The 17,930-nt window shown below is 63.4% G+C and carries 13 protein-coding genes; 7 read left to right on the top strand and 6 right to left on the bottom strand.

Features of this window, described 5'->3' with window-relative positions:
* Positions 1-1,224: KUP/HAK/KT family potassium transporter (locus VMR39_RS20740; protein WP_325418626.1), on the top strand; the 1,224-nt coding region annotated here is incomplete at its 5' end.
* Positions 1,225-1,354: 130 nt separating this feature from the next.
* On the opposite strand, the gene VMR39_RS20745 is transcribed toward VMR39_RS20740, so the two are convergent.
* Positions 1,355-1,822 (bottom strand): Hsp20 family protein, encoded by a 468-nt coding sequence (locus VMR39_RS20745; RefSeq protein ID WP_325418628.1) that lies wholly within the window; start codon positions 1,820-1,822, stop codon positions 1,355-1,357.
* 709 nt (positions 1,823-2,531) lie between these two features.
* Here VMR39_RS20745 and VMR39_RS20750 point away from each other — a divergent pair.
* On the top strand, positions 2,532-3,782 hold the full coding sequence (locus VMR39_RS20750) for a lipoprotein-releasing ABC transporter permease subunit (RefSeq protein WP_325418630.1): 1,251 nt from the start codon (positions 2,532-2,534) through the stop codon (positions 3,780-3,782).
* Complete coding sequence (locus VMR39_RS20755) at positions 3,775-4,452, top strand: ABC transporter ATP-binding protein (protein ID WP_325418632.1); 678 nt, start codon at positions 3,775-3,777, stop codon at positions 4,450-4,452. The genes VMR39_RS20750 and VMR39_RS20755 overlap by 8 nt, the downstream gene beginning before the upstream one ends.
* Here VMR39_RS20755 and VMR39_RS20760 read toward each other — a convergent pair.
* On the bottom strand, positions 4,449-6,257 hold the full coding sequence (locus tag VMR39_RS20760; protein WP_325418634.1) for a diguanylate cyclase: 1,809 nt from the start codon (positions 6,255-6,257) through the stop codon (positions 4,449-4,451). The genes VMR39_RS20755 and VMR39_RS20760 overlap by 4 nt on opposite strands.
* Before the next feature lie 136 nt (positions 6,258-6,393).
* Between VMR39_RS20760 and dnaE the strand changes: the two genes are divergently transcribed.
* Positions 6,394-9,936, top strand: a complete 3,543-nt coding sequence (gene dnaE, locus VMR39_RS20765) for a DNA polymerase III subunit alpha (RefSeq protein ID WP_325418636.1) — start codon at positions 6,394-6,396, stop codon at positions 9,934-9,936.
* Positions 9,937-10,165: 229 nt separating this feature from the next.
* On the opposite strand, the gene VMR39_RS20770 is transcribed toward dnaE, so the two are convergent.
* From VMR39_RS20770 to VMR39_RS20780, 3 genes are all read right to left on the bottom strand, one after another.
* Positions 10,166-10,708 (bottom strand): tetratricopeptide repeat protein, encoded by a 543-nt coding sequence (locus VMR39_RS20770; RefSeq protein WP_325418638.1) that lies wholly within the window; start codon positions 10,706-10,708, stop codon positions 10,166-10,168.
* A 180-nt stretch (positions 10,709-10,888) separates the two neighbouring features.
* Positions 10,889-11,956: a PA0069 family radical SAM protein gene (locus tag VMR39_RS20775; protein ID WP_325418640.1), complete on the bottom strand. Its 1,068-nt coding sequence runs from the start codon at positions 11,954-11,956 to the stop codon at positions 10,889-10,891.
* Positions 11,957-12,003: 47 nt separating this feature from the next.
* The gene (locus VMR39_RS20780; protein WP_325418642.1) at positions 12,004-13,101 is read right to left on the bottom strand and encodes a 2OG-Fe(II) oxygenase; all 1,098 of its coding nucleotides are present in this window, start codon (positions 13,099-13,101) and stop codon (positions 12,004-12,006) included.
* A 94-nt stretch (positions 13,102-13,195) separates the two neighbouring features.
* Between VMR39_RS20780 and rnr the strand changes: the two genes are divergently transcribed.
* Entirely contained in the window at positions 13,196-15,499 is a 2,304-nt protein-coding gene (rnr, locus tag VMR39_RS20785) for a ribonuclease R (protein ID WP_325418644.1), read from the top strand.
* A gap of 89 nt (positions 15,500-15,588) precedes the next feature.
* Here rnr and VMR39_RS20790 read toward each other — a convergent pair whose 3' ends face one another.
* On the bottom strand, positions 15,589-16,044 hold the full coding sequence (locus VMR39_RS20790) for a universal stress protein (RefSeq protein WP_325418646.1): 456 nt from the start codon (positions 16,042-16,044) through the stop codon (positions 15,589-15,591).
* A gap of 183 nt (positions 16,045-16,227) precedes the next feature.
* Between VMR39_RS20790 and VMR39_RS20795 the strand changes: the two genes are divergently transcribed.
* Positions 16,228-17,526, top strand: a complete 1,299-nt coding sequence (locus tag VMR39_RS20795) for a pyruvate dehydrogenase complex dihydrolipoamide acetyltransferase (RefSeq protein ID WP_325418648.1) — start codon at positions 16,228-16,230, stop codon at positions 17,524-17,526.
* A complete protein-coding gene (locus VMR39_RS20800) occupies positions 17,526-17,924 on the top strand; it encodes an acyl-CoA thioesterase (protein ID WP_325418650.1) in 399 nt (132 codons plus the stop codon). Before VMR39_RS20795 ends, VMR39_RS20800 begins: the two co-directional genes overlap by 1 nt.
* Positions 17,925-17,930 lie beyond the last annotated feature (6 nt).

The raw sequence follows: 17,930 nt of genomic DNA on the forward strand, positions 1-17,930 counted from the left end.
CTGGCGCTGGGGTCCGTCGTGCTGGCCGTGACCGGTGCGGAAGCGCTCTACGCCGATATGGGGCATTTCGGACGCAGTCCGATTCGTGTGTCCTGGCTGTTCTTCGTGCTGCCCGCGCTGATGCTCAACTATATGGGGCAGGGTGCGCTGTTGTTCCGCGAAGGCGCGGCGGCGCTGCATAGCCCCTTCTACAATCTGGCGCCGCAATGGGGACAGTTGCCGCTGGTCGTGCTGGCTACGCTGGCGGCGATCATCGCGTCGCAGGCGGTGATTTCGGGCGCTTTCTCCGTCACGCAACAGGCTATCCAGCTCGGTTTCATGCCGCGCCTGCGCATTTCGCACACCAGCGCGTCGGCTGCTGGGCAGATCTATATCCCCCTGATCAACTGGGGGCTGATGACGATGGTCATCCTGCTGGTGCTGGTGTTCCAGACATCGTCCAACCTGACGGCGGCCTATGGCATCGCGGTCACGGGTGCGATGTTCATCGACAATCTGCTGCTGACTGTGCTGCTTTATCGTCTGTGGCATTGGAAATGGTATTATTCCGCGCCGCTGCTGTCGGTCTTCTTCTTTGTCGATGGCGCCTATCTGGCGGCCAACCTGACCAAGGTGCCGGACGGCGGCTGGTTCCCGTTGCTGATCGGCTTCGTCGTCTTCACGTTGCTGACTACCTGGTCGCGCGGTCGGCGGCTGGTGCAGGACCGTCTGCGGGAAGCGGCCATGCCGATCCCGGTGTTCGTGGCGTCCGCCGCCAACAGCGCGGTGCGGGTGCCGGGCACGGCGGTGTTCATGACATCGACGCCCGATGGCGTGCCCCATGCGCTGCTGCATAATCTGAAGCACAACAAGGTGCTGCATGAGCGGGTGATCCTGCTGACGGTGAAGATCAAGGATGTGCCGGTCGTCGAGGATGACGGTCGGTGCAAGCTGGAGGATCTGGGCCGCGGCTTCTTCCGCGTGGTGCTGCATTATGGCTTCATGCAGGAGCCGGACGTGCCCGCCGCGCTCAAGAATATCAGCGGTTGCGGTCAGGCGTTCAAGATGATGGACACCAGCTTTTTCCTCGCCCGCCAGACTCTGCTGCCGTCGGCCAAGCCCGGCATGCCGCTGTGGCGGGAGAAGATCTTCGCCTGGATGCTTCGCAACGCGGAAAGCGCGATGGAGTTTTTCCGCCTGCCAACGAACCGGGTCGTGGAACTGGGCAGCCAGGTCGAGATCTGATTTTCTGTTTTCATATGTGGAAGTTCACACCGTCGCCGGGATCAGGATTATTCCCATCGTTTCCGGATAGGACAGCAAAAAGGGCGCGGCCTTGCGGTCGCGCCCTCTTCTTTGTCATCTCGAAACGGGATCAGGCGGCGTCACGATCCTTGCCGCTGATTTCGACCAGCTGACCGCCATTGACGGCGATCTTCTTGGGCTTCATCGCTTCGGGAATCTCGCGGACCAGCTCGATCACAAGCAGGCCATCGGCCAGATCGGCCTTTTCAACGCGGACGAAGTCGGCCAGTTCGAAGCGACGCTCGAAGCTGCGGTTGGCGATGCCGACATGCAGGAACTTGGAGCGGTCGGCGCCTGACGCGTCATCCTTGCGGCCGATCACCTGGAGCAGGTTCTGCTGTGCGGTAATGTCAATTTCATCGGGGCGGAAGCCGGCAACGGCCAGCGTGACGCGATAGCGGTCTTCGGACAGGCGCTCGATGTTGAAGGGGGGATAATTGTCGCCCTGAGCAAGGCGGGCGTTATTTTCGATCAGGTCGAACAGACGATCGAAGCCCACGGTCGAACGGCGATAAGGGGTAAGGTCGAAACTACGCATGAGTCATAATCTCCAACGAGCAATATGAACGTGCCGGACCCGTCAACTGGCATCCGGCGATAATCTGTCCGGCCCCATGTGGCGGCTGGACGGAATTGATATGGTTGTACTCTTTCGGGTTTCAAGAGCAGGCGGCTGTTGGAAAACGCCGTCTTAACTTCGCATGTTTCCCGTACATTCCGACAGGATGTTGCGCGCGCCTGATCCTATCGGAAAGAAGTATGGCGCTAGAGCAGACTCCGATCCGATTACATAGGCTCGACTGCTCTATGGTTTTGCTTTGCCGCGCTTTCCGAGCCAGCAGGCGATTCCATCTGCTTGGAAAACGCACCAGGCGGCGAAGCATAGGGCCATGAGAATGCAAGAAAGGATCGCGATAGGACAGGGCCAATAAAAAACACCCGGATCGTGTTTTCACGATCCGGGTGTTTAATGGACGATTGCTCGTCTCCCCCTTGGCCTGCCTCAACCGCTTCTTAGCCCCCTAAGCTCGAAGCGGGATGCAGTATCCCTGAACCACGGCCTTTCACCTGTGCTTCGAGTTTCTTGCTATGACTGGAGCAGGCTTAAGTCACGGGCAAAATCGGACTGCTGTGATTTTCGGTCCGCCCCTGTGGCGGCGATGCAACAATCCTGCAATGCTTGCCGTTAAGCATGCCGATGCCTAAGCCATCATCCAGATCCATATTTGAAGGGCCGTTCGCGCCACATGATTCTATCCCGTTACGAACGCATGATCGCCAAGCGCTACCTGCTGCCGGGCAAGGGGGAAGGGTTCATCTTTCTCGTCGCTGGCATCAGTCTGGTCGCGGTCATGCTGGGTGTCGCTGCACTCATCATCGTCATGAGCGTGATGAACGGCTTCCGCGCCGAACTGTTCGACAAGATCGTCGGCCTCAACGGCCATGCCGTGGTGCAAGGCTATGGCGGGCGGTTGCCTGATTGGCAATCCGTGCTGAAGCAGGCCAGGGCAACGCAGGGCGTGACCCATGCCACGCCGATGATCGAGCAGCCGCTGGGTGCCATCTATCAGGGACGGTTCGAATTCGCGCTGGTTCGCGGCATGACGGTGGACGATATACGGTCCAGCCCGACGCTGACGAAGAACGTCAAGGGCGGCACCCTGGCCGACCTGAAGCCCGATAGCGGCAATGTCGCGATCGGATCGCGGTTGGCGGAAAATCTGGGTATCCAGGTCGGCGACACGATCACCATCTTCAATCCGGCGGGCAGGACCACACCGTTCGGCACGGTGCCGCGCCAGATCGCCTATCGGGTGGCGGCGATCGTCGAGATCGGCGTCTACGACTATGACAAGGCCTTCGTCATCATGCCGATCCAGGATGCGCAGACATTGCTGCTGCTGGGCGACGTGGTGAACATGATCGAGGTGCAGACGGTCAACGCCGACAAGGTGGGGCAGATATTGGAGCCGCTGGCCGCGAAGGTCGCTGGCCGGGCCGTCATCACCGACTGGCGGCAGATGAACGCGTCGCTGTTCGAGGCACTGGCAGTCGAGCGGGTGGCGATGTTCGTCGTGCTGTCGATCATCGTGCTGGTCGCTGTGTTCAACATTCTCTCCTCGCTGATCATGCTGGTCCGCGCGAAGACGCGCGACATCGCGATATTGCGGACGATGGGGGCGAGCCGGGTGGGGCTGGTCAAGATTTTCATGACCGTGGGCGTCACCATCGGCGCGCTGGGCACGGCGGCCGGCATGGTGCTGGGCTTCACCTTCCTTTTCTTCCGCCAGGGAATGGTGAACGCGATCCAGTTCGTCACGGGACAGAATCTCTGGGATCCTTCGGTGCGGTTCCTGAGCGAATTGCCGTCCAAGTCCGACCCGATCGAGGTGACGGTCATCTGCGTCATGGCATTGCTGTTCAGCTTCCTCGCCACGCTTTATCCGGCCTTCAAGGCCGCCAATACCGATCCCGTGCAGGTGCTGCGCTATGAATGATGTTCTGAAAGTCAGCGGCTTGACCCGCAGTTTCACCCAGGGCGGGGTGACGATCGAGGTGCTGCGCGGCATCGACCTGTCGGTCGGGCCGGGCGAGATCGTCGCGCTGCTGGGGCCGTCGGGGTCGGGCAAGTCAACCCTGTTGCAGGCGGTGGGCCTGCTGGAGGGCGGGTTCGACGGATCGATCCGGATCGACGGCGAGGAAGCGGCGAAGCTCGACAATGACGGGCGCACCCGGCTGCGGCGCGATGCGCTGGGCTTCGTCTACCAGTTCCACCATCTGCTCCCGGACTTCAATGCGACCGAGAATGTGGTGCTGCCGCAGGTGATCCGCGACGTGGAGATGGATGCGGCACGCAAGCGGGCCGAGTCGTTGCTGACGTCGCTGGGCCTGGGGCACCGGCTGGACCATCGGCCGAGCCAGTTGTCGGGCGGCGAGCAGCAGCGCGTGGCGGTGGCCCGCGCACTGGCCAATCGGCCGGCATTGGTGCTGGCGGATGAGCCGACCGGCAATCTGGACGAGCGCACGGCGGACGTGGTGCTGGCCGAGTTCCTACGGCTGGTACGCGGCGAAGGGTCCGCCGCGCTGGTTGCTACCCATAATGAGCGGCTGGCCGAGAAGATGGACCGGGTGGTCCGGCTGCATGAAGGGAAGCTGGAGGGGGTCTAGGCCGCTGCCGAAGCGCCGTCCCGCACGGTCGCGACCAATATGCGGTCGCGGCCTTCGGTCTTGGCGCGCAGCAGGGCGGCGTCTGCGGTCTGGAGCAGGCGATCGGCGCGGCCGTGGTCGGGATAGGTGGCAAGGCCGAAGCTGGCGGTGATCGCGCCCAGTTCCTTGCCGCGATGCTGGATCCGCAGATCCTGGATGCGGCGCTGGATCTGCATCGCGCGGCCGAGCGCCTGGTCGAGGCTGAAGCCGGGCATGAGGATGACGAATTCCTCGCCGCCCAGGCGGAAGGCGTGGCCATTCTCGCGGAGCGAATCGGATAGCACATTGCCGACGGCGCGCAGCACGGCATCACCGGCATCATGGCCGAAATTGTCGTTGAACCGCTTGAAATGGTCGATGTCGACCATCAGGCAGGTGAGCGGGGTCGCGTTGCGCTCCGCATCGTTCACCAAGGTCTGAAGCATGATGTCGAACTGGCGACGGTTGGGCAGGCCGGTGAGCGCGTCGGCCATCGCCATCTCGCGCAACACATCGCGCAGGCGCAGATTGGCGAGCGCGAGGCCGATATTTTCCGCCAGCATCTCCAGATATTTGCCGGTCCGCTCCAGGTGGTTGGCGTTGGCCTGCGCCGGTTCCTCATAATAGAGCATGCCGATGCTTTCCCCCTGCGCTGCGAGCGGGATGCAGATGGTGCTGATCGGGACCGTCGTGTGGAGATGCTCGCAGGGGATATCGACCATGTCGCCGATCGGCCGGTGGGTCTGGCCACGACGCAATGCCCAGCAGGCGGAGGGTGGAAACTCGATGCGGGAACAGGCTGGGGACAGCCAGTCGCAGGCCTGTGTCATGGCGTTGCGGCGGTTGTCGTGAATGTAGAGCCGGCCGGGAAAATCGGGCGCGATCTCGGGCGCGAAGCGGCGGACGACCTCCACCAGATCATGAACGCTGTCGCAGCCCTGTAGCCGCTGGGTCAGGCGGGACAGCAGGTCGCGCATGCTGTGGTCGATGTCGCGTTCCTGCTCCAGCCGCTGCCGTTCCAGGCCGTTTTCGCGGAAGATGCGGATGGCCTGCGCCATGTCGCCAATCTCATCGACATGGGCGGAGTCCGGCGGGATCGCGTCCCAATCCTGCGCGGCGAGGCGCGTGACGACGTCGCTGAGGCGCACGACGGGATGCAGGATGCGCTGTTTCAGAACGAAATAGAGGACGCAAAGGAACAGCAGGGCTGTGATGCCCAGCATGACTTCAGACATGGTGCGCCATTGGCGGGCGCTATCGGTCGCGCGCGCCACCGAATGGTCGGTGCGCTGATCCAGCATATATTGGAACTTGCCGACCTGCGCCGCGACGCGGTCCAGTTCGCGGCCATATTCGTCACCGAACAATATCGTGCGGCCGGTGCGGTCGTCGCCCGCCTGGACCGCGCGGATCGCGGCCTCCTGCTCGTCGGTCAGGGCGTCCGACCAGTGCAGTGCCTGTTGGAGCGCGGCCAGTTCGCCTTCACTGGCACCGGCGTCGCGCAGGTGGGCTATCCGGGCCTCGACCGAGCGCAGCGCGGCCTTTTCGCGGCGATAGGCGATCAGGTGGCTGGGATCTTCGCTGATGACGAAGCCGCGCGCCTGTTCGGTGAGGCGGTAGACATCCTCCTCCAGCGTGGCGGTCGCCTGATCGAAAGTGGCGCGCTGCGCCACGGCGGTGCGTTCCCGTTCCTCCGCGCCCGACGCCATCAGCATCGTGGCGCCCGAGGCGAGGGTCAGGGCGACGGTGGCCCCATAGGCCCAGTTGGTGATCGTGGACAGGCGCATGATCGGCCGGATCATAGCGACGACTGGTTGGCAATCTCTTAAGGATGGCGCCAAAGCGGCCGGTCTTTGGAATTTGCCCACAGATTTCGTCGTCAGGGGGGTGTGCCGAATCGGTCGTCATGCCTAGATTGAACGGATGCCTCATGCCGCTTTCGTTCCGCTTCGCGTCTTTTCCTCCTTCACCATGCTAGAAGGGGCGATCGATCCCAAGAAGATCGCCAAGCAGGCCAAGGCCTTGGGCTTCCCTGCGGCAGCGATCACGGACCGTAACGGGCTGTATGGATCGATGGCCTTTTCCGACGCCTGCAAGGGCGAGGGCGTGCAGCCGATCATCGGCGCGATGTTGGGCGTGCTGCGGCCGGGGCGGCCGGCCAATGCGGCGCCGGTACATGACTGGATCGCTCTCTATGCGCAGGATGCGGGCGGGTACGACAATATCTGCGCGCTGGTGTCGATGGCGCATCTCGACCGGCCGGTCGAGGAAGTGCCGCATGTGACGCTCGATATGCTGGAAGGGCGGACCGATGGCGTCATCGCGCTGACGGCGGGCGGCGAGGGCGCGCTGGCGCGGTTGTTCGCCGAGGATCAGCCGGACGCGGCGGTCGCCTATGTCCAGCGGCTGGAGACGCTGTTCCCGGATCGCCTCTATATCGAGATTTGTCGGCGACTGGACCCGGTGGAGGGGAAGGCCGAGCCGCAACTGCTCGACCTTGCCTATGACCGCAACCTGCCGCTGGTCGCGACCAACCCGACCTGCTTTGCCGAGCCGCATTTCCATGAGGCGCATGACGTGATGCTCTGCATCGCCGATAGCGCCTATGTCGAGACGCCCGATCGCCGGACCAGCTCACCCGACGCCTGGATGAAGCCGGTGGGGGAGATGAAGCGGCTGTTCGAGGATCTGCCCGAGGCGCTGGCCAATACGCTGGTCGTCGCGCAGCGCTGCGCCATTGCCGCGCCCAAGCGCAAGCCGATCCTGCCGAGCCTGGCCGGTGATATCGAGGGCGAGGGCGTGATGCTGCGCGAGCAGGCGGCGGCGGGGCTGGAGGCGCGGCTGGAGAAGGCGGGAATCATCGGTCCGGAAGCCCGCCAGCCTTATTTCGACCGGCTGAAGTTCGAGACCGACATCATCATCCAGATGGGATTTCCCGGCTACTTCCTGATCGTGGCCGACTTCATCAAATGGGCGAAGGATCATGACATTCCGGTGGGACCGGGCCGTGGTTCGGGCGCGGGGTCGCTGGTCGCCTGGGCGCTGACCATCACCGACCTCGATCCGTTGCAGCTGGGCCTGCTGTTCGAACGCTTCCTGAACCCGGAGCGCGTGTCGATGCCCGACTTCGACATCGACTTTTGCGAAACGCGGCGCGGCGAGGTGATCCGGTACGTCCAGCAGAAATACGGCGCGGACCATGTGGCGCAGATCATCACCTTCGGTAAGCTGAAGGCGCGCGCGGTGCTGAAGGACACCGGCCGCGTGCTCCAGATGAGCTATGGGCAGGTGGACAGGCTGGCCAAGCTGGTGCCCAACCATCCGACCGATCCCTGGACGCTGGAGCGGTCGCTGAACGGCGTTTCCGAATTCAAGGCGGAATATGACAATGACAATCAGGTCCGCCGCCTGATCGATTATGCGATGAAGCTGGAGGGCTTTCCGCGCCACAGCTCCACCCACGCAGCGGGCGTGGTGATCGGGGATCGGCCGCTCAGTCAATTGGTGCCGCTCTATCGCGATCCGCGTTCGGACATGCCGGTGACGCAGTTCGACATGAAATATGTCGAGGGCGCGGGGTTGGTGAAGTTCGACTTTCTGGGCCTCAAGACATTGTCGGTGTTGCAGAAGGCGGTGAAGCTGCTGGCGGCGCGCGGCGTGACGGTCGATCTCGATACGCTCGCATGGGATGACAGCGCGGTCTACGACCTGCTCCAGCGCGGCGATACGGTGGGCGTGTTCCAGCTGGAATCGGAAGGGATGCGCAAGACGCTGGCCGCCGTGCGTCCGACCAATTTCGGCGACATCATCGCGCTGGTGTCGCTCTACCGCCCCGGCCCGATGGACAATATCCCGATGTTCGGGCGTCGCAAGAACGGCCAGGAAGATATTGAATATCCCCATATTCTCCTGAAGCCCATCCTCGAAGAAACCTATGGCATCTTCGTCTATCAGGAACAGGTGATGCAGGCCGCGCAGATCCTGGCGGGCTATTCGCTGGGTGACGCCGACCTTCTGCGCCGCGCCATGGGCAAAAAGGTGAAGGCGGAGATGGACGCGCAGCGTTCCCGCTTCGTGGAAGGCTGCGCGCAGAGCGACATCAAGCCGGCCAAGGCCAATGAACTGTTCGACTTGATCGACAAATTCGCGGGCTATGGCTTTAATAAATCACACGCGGCGGCCTATGCGCTGCTTGCCTATCAGACGGCGTGGCTGAAGGCGCATTATCCGGCGGAATTCTATGCCGGGTCGATGGCGTTCGATATTCACCTCACGGAAAAGCTGACCGTCTTCGTCGACGATATGCGGCGCATGGGGATGACCTGCCTGCCGACCGACCTAAACCGCAGCGAGGCGGATTTTACGGTCGAGGCCGTCCCCTATGAGGGCGAGGATCCTCGCCTTGGCTTTGCCGTGCGCTATGCGTTGGGCGGCCTCAAGGGTGTGGGTGAGAAGGCGATGGAGCAGCTTGTCGAGGAGCGCGACAAGGGCGGACCGTTCAAGTCGCTGGACGATTTCGCGGACCGGATCGAACCGCGCCTGCTCAACCGGCGGCAGTTGGAAAGCCTGGCAGCGGCCGGCGCATTCGACGGCATCCATGCCGACCGGGCGGGCGTCCACGCGGCGGCGGAAACCATCCTTTCGGTGGCGTCCAGCAATGCGGAAGCGCGAGAAAGCGGGCAGGGCGGCCTGTTCGGAGATGTCGAGACGCCCCATGCCGATGTGCGCATCCCGCCGCATCAGGCCTGGACCGTGGCCGATCGTATGGCGCAGGAAAAGGAGGCGTTCGGCTTCTATTTCTCGGCCCATCCGGTCGATCGCTACCGGCATCTGGCCGATGCGCGAGGCGCGAAAAGCTATGGCCTGGTCTGCCAGTCGCCCATGCCTGCGCCCAATGCCGAAGGGCGCGCCATGACGATCATGGCGGCGATGGTCGAGGATGTCCGCTGGCGTGAGACAAAGCGCGGCGCGCGCTATGCCAATGCAACCTTCTCCGACCAGAGCGGACAGTTTCAGGCGAGTTGCTTCGACGAAGAGGCGTGCAAGGCGATCGAACTGCTGGCGGCGGATGGCGATTGCGCGCTGCTGATCGTGGAACTGGACCGTCTGCCCGGCGAGGAAACGCCGCGTGTCACCGTGCGCGGAGTAGAGCCGTTCCGCGCGATTGCCAGCGCGTCGCGGATGGAACTGACGGTCGACATCGAAACAGTGCAGGCGGTCGAGGCGCTGGCGGCGTTACTGGCGGGCGCCGGCGGTGGTCGCAGCGAAGTGTTCCTGCGCGCGCCAGTAGGTGTTGGGCAGGCGGCGCGGATTTTCCTCGGCGACCGCTATAGTCTGGGCGCGGATCAGGTGGATGCGATCGCGACGATTGCGGGGCTGAGCATCCATCGGTTCGAGCGGATGGACGTGAAGGCAGATGGATATCGCACGAAGATGCGGCGGTCGGGAATGCGGCTGGTGGGGTGATGATTGCCCGCTTTTCGACAACCAGTCAGGTGCGCCAATTGCGCAGGATCGGTAGAAACTGAGGGGCGTGGCCGCCAGCGCAATGACCCTTGCGAAACGAAGTGTGGAGCGGCGGCCTTGCCGGTTTTAGTCGAAACTGGAGCGGTATCTGATCCGCAAAAGCGATACGATGGCGAATAACCAGGATGCTTTGCGTAGTGTTTGACGCAAAGCGTTTCTGGGTCAAAGCCTATGTCAGCGCCTTTTCGACTACCGCAACCGCTTGATCGAGCGGCTGGGCGCGATCACAGCTATTGCTGCATATTTCCTTCTGATAGCGCAGCTTCTGCAAGATATTCTCGGCCGCATCCCGATTGCCAAGACGGATTTCCGCGATAGCAAGCCCCGACATGGCGCCTGGATAGCCGTTCCGTCCCTGATACAGGCTTTTCTCGAAATAGCGGCGCGCGCCCTCGGCGTCTCCCATGCCCAACCTGGTAACACCTTTCAGAAAGCGGACCTGCTTGCTGCTGGTCCGGCCGACGATTTTCGACAGCAGGACGTCCGCCTCGGCATAATGACCGGTAGCGATCAGCCCTTGCACCGTGCCAATGTCGCTACTCTGCCAGAAAGGGCGCGAGAAATCGGTGACGCCATAGCCACCGTAACTATTTACCGGGGCTGACATTGGCGTGCCCAAGTTGAAATGTATCCCCGATACGCCGCCCACATGCTGAGCATGGGCAGGGGCTGCAACAGCAAGGGCGATAGGAAGAAGGGCAGTCAGGCGCATCGCATACTCCTCCGTCTAGTGCAGAGAAAAATTATGACCTTTGCAACATCTTGTCAAATTTAAGTTTCATGTCTGAACCTTTCTAAACTATATTTGTCATATTTTCGGCTTCTGCCTTGCGCCCGGCATTTCGCTTGCCCAGCGATGAGAGGGGCGCTGTTTCTGACCTGCCGTCCTCCCCTAGAACAACCGCATCTGCGCGCCCTCGGGTGGGCGAAACAGGTCGGATCGCAGCACCAATCGTTCGCCGCCCAGTCCTGCGCGGCGGCGCGCCTTGACGAAGCGGGTGCGGATCAGGTCGGCCCAGACGCCCCGACCCTTCATCCGGCTGCCGAAATCGGGATCATTGTCGCGGCCGCCACGAAGGTCGCGGATCATGGACATGACCTTGCCCGCGCGATCGGGATAATGTTCGTCGAGCCAGGCGCGAAAGAGCGGGGCAACTTCGTGCGGCAGGCGGACGAGGATATAGTTGACGTCGCGCGCACCGGCGGCAGCGACGCGAGCGACCACGCTTTCAATCTCATGATCGTTGATGGCGGGGATTATCGGGGACATGTTCGCCGATACCGGCACGCCAGCCTCTGCAAGCCGCGCGATCGCGGCGACGCGGCGGTCGGGATGCGGCGCGCGCGGTTCGAGGGCGCGGGCGATCTTCGGATCGAGTGACGTGACGGAGATCATCACCGCCACCAGATTGTCGCGGGCGAGGTCGGCGAGCAGATCGATATCGCGCAGGATGCGGTCGGACTTGGTGGTGATGAAGGTCGGGTGGCGCGTCTCCGCCAGCACCTCCAATACCTCTCGCGTGATCTGCCAGTCCTTTTCGATCGGCTGGTAAGGATCGGTGTTGGTCCCCATCGCGATGGGGCTTGCGACATGGCCCTTCTTCATCAACTCCGCGCGCAGCAATTTGGCCGCGTCGGGCTTGGCGAAGAGCTTCGTTTCGAAATCCAGCCCCGGCGAAAGGTCGTGATAGGCATGGGTGGGGCGCGCGAAGCAATAGATGCAGCCATGTTCACAGCCACGATAGGCGTTGATCGACTGGCTGAAGGCTATGTCCGGGGAATTGTTGCGTGCGATGATGGTGCGGGGATGTTCGACCGTGACTTCCGTACGGAGCCGGGGCACTTCCCCGTCGATGGCTTCCAGTGCGTCCAGCCAGTCGCCGTCAGCCTGGCGTTCAGGCATGTTGAAGCGCCGGCTTTCGCCGTTCAGTGTCGCGCCTCTGCCCCTATATACGGCCATGGTGGATGAATAGAACAAAATAGGAACATTGGCAAGTGGCGCGCTGCCTACTCGGCAGCTTCTTCCTGCAATCCGGAGGTGTAGCCGCCGATATCGGGCGCCAGAAAGCCGACATTCTGTTCGCGGATGTGGGCGGCTGCGTCGTCGTAAAAAAAGGGAAGGAAGGCATAGCGGCGGCCGCTGGTCACGGGCAGCGCTTCGTGCAGCAAGGAACAGGAGAAGACCAAAGCGCCGCCGGTGGGCGCGCGGTAGCTGCGCACGCCATATTCAGGGAAACGCAGTTCGCCGCCCTGATATTCCTCGGCATTGAGGTTGATCGTGCAGGCGAAACGGCGGTGCGCGGTACCCTTGGTCGTGTTGTCGCGATGGGGACGGAAATAACCGCCCCGTTCCGCGTCATAGCAGGCGATCAGGAAACGTTCGACGCGGGTCACGTCGAACTGGAAGGCGCGATGGATCATCGGGCGGAGCGTGCTGGCCATCCGGCCCTTGAGCTGCGCGATCAGGGCGGCATCCTGAATCATGTGGTCCTGCCGCCTTTTGTGCGAATGATCGAGCTTCAGGACGGTGATTCCGTTTTCCTCGCGCATGAAGCCGGAATCCTCGCCGCCGCCTTGCTCATGCAGGCTGATCAGGTGGCGGCAGAGAGGGGGTGGAAAAATGTCGGGTACGATGATGACGGGCGGATCAATGTCGGGCAGCGGGGGCGGGCTGCTGCGCAGCGTGGCGATCAGGGCTTCGCCTTCCGCCAGCGGTGCGATCTGGCGCACGCGCATCATCGGGTCGATCAGTAGCCAGTGGGGGTGATAGTGCTGATCGCGCAGCGCGCCGAACTGCGTCGAGATCGCGCCGTCATAGTCGAGGAACCAGCGGATGCCGGGCAGGCTTTGCGCGATGCGCCGCTGAGCAGCGTCCTGCGGATCCATCGTTACGCCGAAAAAGCAGGCCCGATCATCGTCGAAATAATTGCGGTGGCGTGCCAGCAGGGCGAGCGCATCGGCGCTGCCCGGCGCGGTGCCGCTGCCCATGAAGAGCATGACGATCCACCGTCCGCCCACGCTGTTGAAGGCGTAGTTGGGATTGCTGTCCAGCGCAGCGCCATGGAACCAGGGCGCCACCTCTCCGGGTGTGAGCAGGCGTGTCATGGCGGGAGAGTGCTTTGGACAGGGCGTGCCTGCAAGGGGGCTTGACGGCGAATAATGGCTACCACTGGCGGGATGGCATCCCTATACCCGGTGCATGGCATCGACCCAGAAGCACAAGAAACCCGAAAAGGTCCGGCCCGCCGGCTTCCCCTCCAAAGATCAGGTCATGGCGTTCATCGCCGAATCCGATACGCCCGCGGGCAAGCGGGAGATCGCCAAGGCGTTCGGCCTGAAGGGGCAGGAGAAGATCGCGCTCAAGGCGTTGCTCAAGGACATGGCGGACGAAGGGCTGATCGACATCGGCCCGGCGCGCGCCTTCCACAAGATGGGCGGCGTGCCCAAGGTGACGGTGCTGCGGATCGTCGATGTCGATGACACGACGCTGATCGCGACGCCCGAGCGCTGGGAAGCGGAGGGCCAGCCAGCACCGCGGCTGCGCGTGGTAGAGCGAGGGAAAAGGGGGGGGCTGACGATCGGCGATCGCATCCTGGCTCGCACCGAGGAGGCCGGGCGCGGCTGGGTCGCGCATCCGATGAAGAAACTCGCAAAGGCCAGCGAGGAACTGCTGGGCGTGGTCGAGGAAATGGCCGACGGCAAGCTGTGGCTGCGCCCGGTCGACAAGCGCATCCGCAAGGATACGCCGATCAGCGATGTCGGCACGGCCAAGCCGGGCGATCTGGTGCTGGCCGAGCCGCATGGGCGGCCGCCGCGCATTTCGGCGCGGGTGACGGACATATTGGGCGATCCCTTTGCGCCGCGCAGCTTCAGCCTGATCGCGATCCACAAGCATGGCATCCCCCATGTCTTCCCGGAACGGACGGAGGAGGAGGCGGTAAAGGCTTCCGCCCTGCCGCTGCACGAGGATAAGCGCGAGGATCTGCGCCACCTGCCGATCGTGGCGATCGACCCGGTCGACGCGCGCGACCATGACGATGCGGTCTGGGCCGCGCCGGATGAAGATGAGGCAAATCCGGGCGGTTTCAAGGCAATCGTCGCCATTGCTGATGTCAGCTATTATGTCCGTCCGGGCAGCGCGCTGGACAAGGAAGCGCGGAAACGCGGCAACAGCGTCTATTTCCCCGATCTGGTCGTGCCGATGCTGCCGCATCAGCTGTCGTCCGACATGTGCTCGCTGCGTGCGGAGCAGGATCGGGCGGCGATGGCGTGCCACCTCACCATCAACGCGCAGGGCAAGGTGACGGCGTGGCGCTTCACGCGGGCGGTGATCCGCGTGGCGGCGGTGCTGGCCTATGAGGATGCGCAGGCGGCGATCGACGGGCAGAAGGATCATGAACTGCTGGAGCCGGCATTGAAGCCGCTCTGGGCTTGCTGGGCGTTGTTGCAGCAGGCGCGCAAGGCGCGCGATCCGCTGGCGCTGGACCTGCCGGAGCGGCGGGTGGTGCTGGACGACTATGGCAAGATTGTCAGCGTGGCGGTGCGCGAGCGGCTCGACGCGCATATGCTGATCGAGGATTATATGATCGCGGCCAATGTTGCAGCGGCCAAGGCGCTGGAAGTAAAGAAGGCGCCGGTCATGTATCGGGTCCATGAAACGCCGAGCCGCGACAAGCTGGTGGCGCTCAAGGAATATCTGGCCACTTTCGACATCGCTTTCGCGCTGGGGCAGGTGGTCAAGCCATCGACCTTCAACCAGCTCATCAGGAAGATCGAGGGGGCGGAGGAGAAGGAGCAGATTATGACCCAGATCCTGCGTAGCCAGACGCAGGCCTATTACAGCCCGCAGAATATGGGGCATTTCGGGCTCGCACTGGGCAGCTATGCGCATTTCACCTCGCCCATTCGTCGCTATTCGGACCTGCTGGTGCATCGCGCGCTGGTGGGGGCTTATGGGCTGGAATTGCCCGCGCCCAAGGGGAGTGAGATTCCGGACCGCTCGTCGCTGAGCCAGGATGATTACGAGAATATGGGCCGGGTCGGGGAGATGATCTCCGGCCACGAGCGGCGTGCGATGGAGGCGGAGCGGGAGACGATCGACCGCTACGTCGCGGCCTATCTGGCGGCGCATGTTGGCGAACTGGTGAAGGCGCGGATTACGGGCGTGCAGAATTTCGGCTTTTTCGCGACGGTCGAGGGGCTGGGCGGCGACGGGCTGGTGCCGGTGTCGACGCTGGGCGCGGAACGCTTTTTCTATGACGAGGCCGGCAAGGCGCTGGAAGGCGTGGAGAGCGGCGAGCGCTACACGGTCGGGCAGCGGCTGGAATTGCGGCTGGCGGAGGCGGACCCGATCAACGGGTCATTGCGCTTTGAACTGCCCGATGCGCCTGCGCCGCGTGGCGGGCCGATGAAGCGCGACCGGACGCGGCCGGGCGTTGTCCATCGCGGCCGCCCCAAGAATATCCGGCATATCGGGTCGAAGCGGGGCAAGCACAGGAAATAACCTCCGTCCGTTTCGAGCGAAGTCGAGAAACGGATAGAACTGCCCCGCCGCGTTTCTCGACACGCTCGAAACGAACGGAGGTGTTTACTTCAACTCAGCCGGTCGATGGCATCGGCGTCAAGGCCGCCGGGAATGACCATGATGGGGCAGGGGAGCTTGCCTGCGTCCGCGCCGGCGAAGTGCGAGACGAGCTTGCCAGGATTGCCGCTGGCGGCCGCGCCGAGCACCAGCGCGGCGACATCGTCCATTTCTTCCAGTGTCTTGCGGACGACTGTTACCGCGTCGCCCTGACGAACGGTGATGCTGGGGCGGATGCCGGATTCGTCGCTCAGCGTGCCGGCGGCGCTCGTCACCAGAGCTTCCGTGCGTTGCAGCGCTTCATCCTCCATCGTCGCCTGCACGCCGCCCCACTGGACGAATTCGGCGGGCGGGATCAGCGCAAGGATGCGCACGGCTCCCCCGGTCTTGGCGGCGCGGCGCGCCGCGAAGCGCAGCGCGGTTTCGGCCTCCGGCGATTCGTCGACGACTACCAGATATGTCCGCACTCTTATCGTCCCCGTGTTGAATTTATGGCGATGTCAGTCCGGAAATCCGGCCAACGAACCATAGAGGTGAAATGTGGGGTATAAATTCCCCTTCCGCAAGCGGTCGCTTGACCGATCCGGCGAATGGGTGGAAACGGGGCACCAAATGGCGCGAGCCAATAAACCAGAAGAGGCCCCGAACGCATGAGCAAGACGATCCAGATGCCCGCCCTTTCCCCTACGATGGAGGAAGGTACGCTGGCCAAGTGGCTGGTCAAGGAGGGCGACACGGTGTCGTCGGGCGACCTGCTGGCCGAAATCGAAACCGACAAGGCGACGATGGAATTCGAAGCGGTGGACGAAGGCGTCGTCGCCAAGATCCTGGTTGCTGAAGGTTCGGAAGGCGTGAAGGTCGGCACCGTCATCGCCATCATCGCCGAAGAAGGTGAAGATGTCGCGGCTGCGGCTGCCAGCGGCGGCAAGGCGGACGCTGCGCCCGCACCCAAGGCCGATCCGGTTCCGGAAAAGGCGGAAGCCGCTGCGCCGGCTCCCAAGGCGGATGCCGTTCCGGCGCCCAAGGCGGATGCCGCTTCGGACGACCGCGTGAAGGCCAGCCCGCTGGCCCGCCGCCTGGCGGAGGTGAAGGGCATTGACCTTGCTACTGTCACCGGTACCGGCACCAACGGTCGCATCGTCAAGGCCGACATTGATGGCGCAAAGCAGGGTGCGGCTGCGCCCGCTGCGGCTCCTGCGCCGGCTTCGGCACCTGCCGCCGCGCCTGTTCCGGTCGCTGCCGCGGCGCAGGACTTCGGCATTCCACACGAGGTCATCAAGCTCAGCGGCATGCGCAAGACCATCGCGCGCCGCCTGACCGAATCCAAGCAGCAGGTGCCGCACATCTACCTCACCGTCGACATCCAACTCGACAAGTTGCTGAAGCTGCGTGGCGAACTCAACGCCGGCCTCGCCAACCGCAAGGTCAAGCTGTCGGTCAACGACCTGCTGATCAAGGCATTGGGCGTGGCGCTGATCGAAGTGCCGGAATGCAACGTGCAGTTCGCCGGCGACCAGATGCTTCAGTTTACGCGCGCCGACATCAGCGTCGCCGTGTCGATCCCCGGCGGCCTGATCACGCCGATCGTGACGGACGCGGCCGGCAAGGGCGTCGCTGCGATTTCGAACGCGATGAAGGATCTGGCCAGCCGCGCCAAGGACGGCAAGCTGAAGCCCGAAGAATATCAGGGCGGCACGGCTTCGCTGTCAAACATGGGCATGTTCGGCATTAAGCAGTTCGAGGCTGTCATCAACCCGCCGCAGGGCATGATCATGGCGATCGGCGCGGGCGACAAGCGTCCCTATGTCGTCGATGACTCGCTCCAGATCGCGACCGTGATGTCGGCCACCGGCAGCTTCGACCATCGCGCGATCGACGGCGCCGATGGCGCCCGTCTGATGAAGGCGTTCAAGGAACTGGTCGAAAACCCGATGGGCCTGCTCGCCTGATGGCGTTCACCGACGAGCAGCCGCCGGCCGAAAGCCCGGCGGTGCGCGTCATCGCCATGCCCGCCGACACCAATCCCTATGGGGATATTTTCGGCGGCTGGCTGATGAGCCTGATGGATTCGGCGGCGGGCAGCGTTGCCGCACGGCACAGCCATGGCCGCGCCGTGACCATCGCGGTGGAAGGCATGACGTTCCTCCGTCCCGTCGTGGTCGGCGACGAGGTGTCGGTGTTCGCAACCCTCAAATCCGTTGGGCGCACGTCGATGAAGATCGACGTAGAAGCATGGCGACGTGCGCGCCATGACGACCGCAGCTATCGCGTTACCCGCGCGACCTTCACCTTCGTGGCGATCGGAGAGGATCGCCAGCCCCGTTCCGTGCCGCCGCTGGCGGAATAAGATTAG

This window comes from Sphingobium sp., assembly GCF_035511395.1.
Lineage (GTDB): Bacteria > Pseudomonadota > Alphaproteobacteria > Sphingomonadales > Sphingomonadaceae > Sphingobium.

Excerpts from the sequence above, each read along its gene's own strand:
- VMR39_RS20760 (WP_325418634.1), bottom strand. The coding sequence starts at position 6,257 with ATGCGCCTGTCCACGATCACCAACTGGGCCTATGGGGCCACCGTCGCC.
- VMR39_RS20795 (WP_325418648.1), top strand. The coding sequence starts at position 16,228 with ATGAGCAAGACGATCCAGATGCCCGCCCTTTCCCCTACGATGGAGGAA.
- dnaE (WP_325418636.1), top strand. The coding sequence starts at position 6,394 with ATGCCTCATGCCGCTTTCGTTCCGCTTCGCGTCTTTTCCTCCTTCACC.
- VMR39_RS20755 (WP_325418632.1), top strand. The coding sequence starts at position 3,775 with ATGAATGATGTTCTGAAAGTCAGCGGCTTGACCCGCAGTTTCACCCAG.
- VMR39_RS20750 (WP_325418630.1), top strand. The coding sequence starts at position 2,532 with ATGATTCTATCCCGTTACGAACGCATGATCGCCAAGCGCTACCTGCTG.
- VMR39_RS20775 (WP_325418640.1), bottom strand. The coding sequence starts at position 11,956 with ATGGCCGTATATAGGGGCAGAGGCGCGACACTGAACGGCGAAAGCCGG.
- VMR39_RS20800 (WP_325418650.1), top strand. The coding sequence starts at position 17,526 with ATGGCGTTCACCGACGAGCAGCCGCCGGCCGAAAGCCCGGCGGTGCGC.
- VMR39_RS20770 (WP_325418638.1), bottom strand. The coding sequence starts at position 10,708 with ATGCGCCTGACTGCCCTTCTTCCTATCGCCCTTGCTGTTGCAGCCCCT.
- VMR39_RS20745 (WP_325418628.1), bottom strand. The coding sequence starts at position 1,822 with ATGCGTAGTTTCGACCTTACCCCTTATCGCCGTTCGACCGTGGGCTTC.
- VMR39_RS20780 (WP_325418642.1), bottom strand. The coding sequence starts at position 13,101 with ATGACACGCCTGCTCACACCCGGAGAGGTGGCGCCCTGGTTCCATGGC.
- rnr (WP_325418644.1), top strand. The coding sequence starts at position 13,196 with ATGGCATCGACCCAGAAGCACAAGAAACCCGAAAAGGTCCGGCCCGCC.